A 2,569-nucleotide genomic window follows, 5' to 3' on the forward strand; every position below is an offset into this window, starting at 1 on the left:
CACTCCGTTTCGGCCCAGCGCGCCAGGTTCTGCTTCAGCGCGTCGATGCCGGCCCACGGATCCCTGCGTCGCCGTTTCAGCTTGGCCGGGACGTCGCGCAGCTTGAAGGCGTCGGCGCGGTGCAGTTTGGACAGGTCGCTCCAGGCCAGCGGCATCGCCACCGGGGCGCCGGCGCGGGCGCGTAGCGAGTACGAGGCCACGGCGGTGGCGCCGCGACCGTTGCGCAGGTAGTCGACGAAGATGCGCTGGTTGCGCAGGCGCTTGCTGGCGGTGGCGAGGAAGCGGTTCGGTTGCGACTGCGCCAGCGCGTCGGCGAAGCCGTGGGCGAAGCGCTTGGTCAGGTCCCAGTCGCAACCCGGCGCCAGCGGCACCACCACGTGCAGGCCCTTGCCGCCGGACACGCGCAGGAACGACTCCAGCTCCAGTTGCGCGAGCAACTTGCGGATGTCGGTGGCCGCGCGCTTGACCTCGGCGAAGGGCACATCCGGCCCCGGGTCGAGGTCGAACACCACGCGGTCGGCACGCTCCGGGGACGCGGCATGCGCGCCCCACGGGTGGAACTCCAATGCATTGAACTGCACCAGTTCCAGCAGCCCGGCTGCATCCTCGACCACCAGGTACTCGGCCTGGGTGCCGCTCTCTTCCTTCAACCGCACCGACGACACCAGTTCCAGCCCGGCGGTGTGGTGCTTCTGGAAGAAGCACGCGCGTTCGGCGCCAGCCGGACAGCGGATGATCGACAGCGGGCGACCGGCGATCTCCGGCAGCAGGTGATCCATCACCGCGCTGTAGTAGTCCCAGACCTCGCGCTTGGTCGCGCCGATGTCGGGGAAGACCACGCGGCCCGGGCTGGACAGGGTCGGCGGCGTGCGCGCGGTGCCCGTGGCCGCGACATCGCGCTTGCTGCGCCGGGGACCGCTGGTCTTGGTTTCGCTCGACTTCGCCGCCTTCGCCGCCTTGGTTGCCTTCGTTGTTTTGACCGTTGCGTCTGCCTTGGCTTTCCTGGACGCCGGCGTCGCCCGCGCCGCCGCCGCGCGCGATGCCGGTGCGTCGGCATCGCCCAAGTCGGCGATGTCCTTGTCCGGACGCACCGCCTTCAGCGAGGCCTGGCGCAGCAACTGCTGTCCGCCGATGCCGCGGTAGAACACCTCCACCACGAAGCGCGGCGCGAACCAGCGCGCGCTGCGCAGGTCGGTGTCGGTGGTGGGCACGTGCACGCTGGGCGTGGCGCTGCCGGCCTTGCCGATCAGTGCGGTCAGCTCGCGCAGCAGCGCGTCGGAGAAGCCGGAGCCGACCCGCCCGACGTACAGCCAGCCATGTTCGGGATCCAGCCGCGCCAGCAGCAACGCGCCGAAGCCGCTGCGGCTGCCCTTGGGTGCGGTGTAGCCGACCACCGCGAATTCGTCCGAGCGCAGCTGCTTGGTCTTGCGCCAGTCGTCGCTGCGGCCGCCGTGGTAGCCGCGGTCGGCGCGCTTGGAGACGATGCCCTCGAAGTGCTGCGCGCCGGCGAGCTGGAACGCGGCATCGCCGTCGCCGTCGATGTGCGAACTGAAGGCCAGGTGCGCATCGGCGCCGTCCAGCAGCCGCTGCAACAACGCCTTGCGCGCGGACAGCGGTGCGGCGGCGATGTCGATGCCGTCCAGGTGCAGCAGGTCGAACAGGGCCAGTGCCAGCGTGCCCTGGCGCTCGCCGGACAGCACCGCCTGCAGCAGGTTGAAGTCCTCCTTGGTGCCCTTGCCGGCGATCAGTTCGCCGTCCAGCGCCGCCGAGCGCAGGCCCAGCGCGGCGATGGCATCGCGGATCTCGGGGATCTTGTCGGTCCATTCGATCGCGTTGCGCGACCACAGCCGCACCACGCCGTCGGCGACGGTGGCCAGGATCCGGTAGCCGTCCCACTTGATCTCGTGGATCCACTGCGCGCCCTGTGGCGGCGCGTCGCCCAGCCGGGCCAGCTGCGGCGCGAACGGTCCGTCCGGCGCCGCCGCCGACACCGCGCCGTGCAGCGCCTCGGCCAACTTGGCCCAGTTCGTCCGGCGGCCTTTGCGCACTGGCGCCACCACCGTGACCTTGCGCTTGTCCGGTTTGCCTGCGCCGGCGCGCTTGACGTCCCGCGCCGGCGCCGCGGCGACATCGGCCAGCAGGTCGTCGGCCTCCAGGTCGCCGGCGAAGGCGTCGTCCTCCTTGAACAGCAGCCACTGCGGTTGCCGCGCCGGCTTGCCCGAGCGCACCAGGTGCCAGCCGCCCTTGAGCTTGTCGCCGAACAGTTCGAAGCGCAGATGACCCTTGGCCAGTTGCGCTTCCGGATCGTCCGCGCTGCTCCACATGCCGTGATCGAACTGGGCGACGTGGCCGCCGCCGTATTCGCCCTGCGGGATCTCGCCCTCGAACGTGGCGTAGTCGAGCGGATGGTCTTCCACTTCCACCGCCATGCGCTTGACCTTGGGGTCGTAGCTCGGCCCTTTCGGCACCGCCCAGCTCTTCAGCGCATCGCCGACCTGCAGGCGGAAATCGTAATGGCGGCGGCTGGCGTGGTGCAGCTGCACGACGAAGATCGGCCGCTGCCCCGCCG

At 70.8% G+C, this 2,569-nt stretch carries 1 protein-coding gene; it reads right to left on the reverse strand.

The genetic code is table 11. The annotated features are described in order from the left end of the window. Positions 1-2,569 (reverse strand): DNA ligase D (ligD, locus tag D588_RS0114615; RefSeq protein WP_017916512.1); only part of this gene is annotated, 2,569 nt, incomplete at both ends.

This window comes from Xanthomonas sp. SHU 308 (assembly GCF_000364645.1).
GTDB classification, from domain to species: Bacteria; Pseudomonadota; Gammaproteobacteria; order Xanthomonadales; family Xanthomonadaceae; genus Xanthomonas_A; species Xanthomonas_A sontii.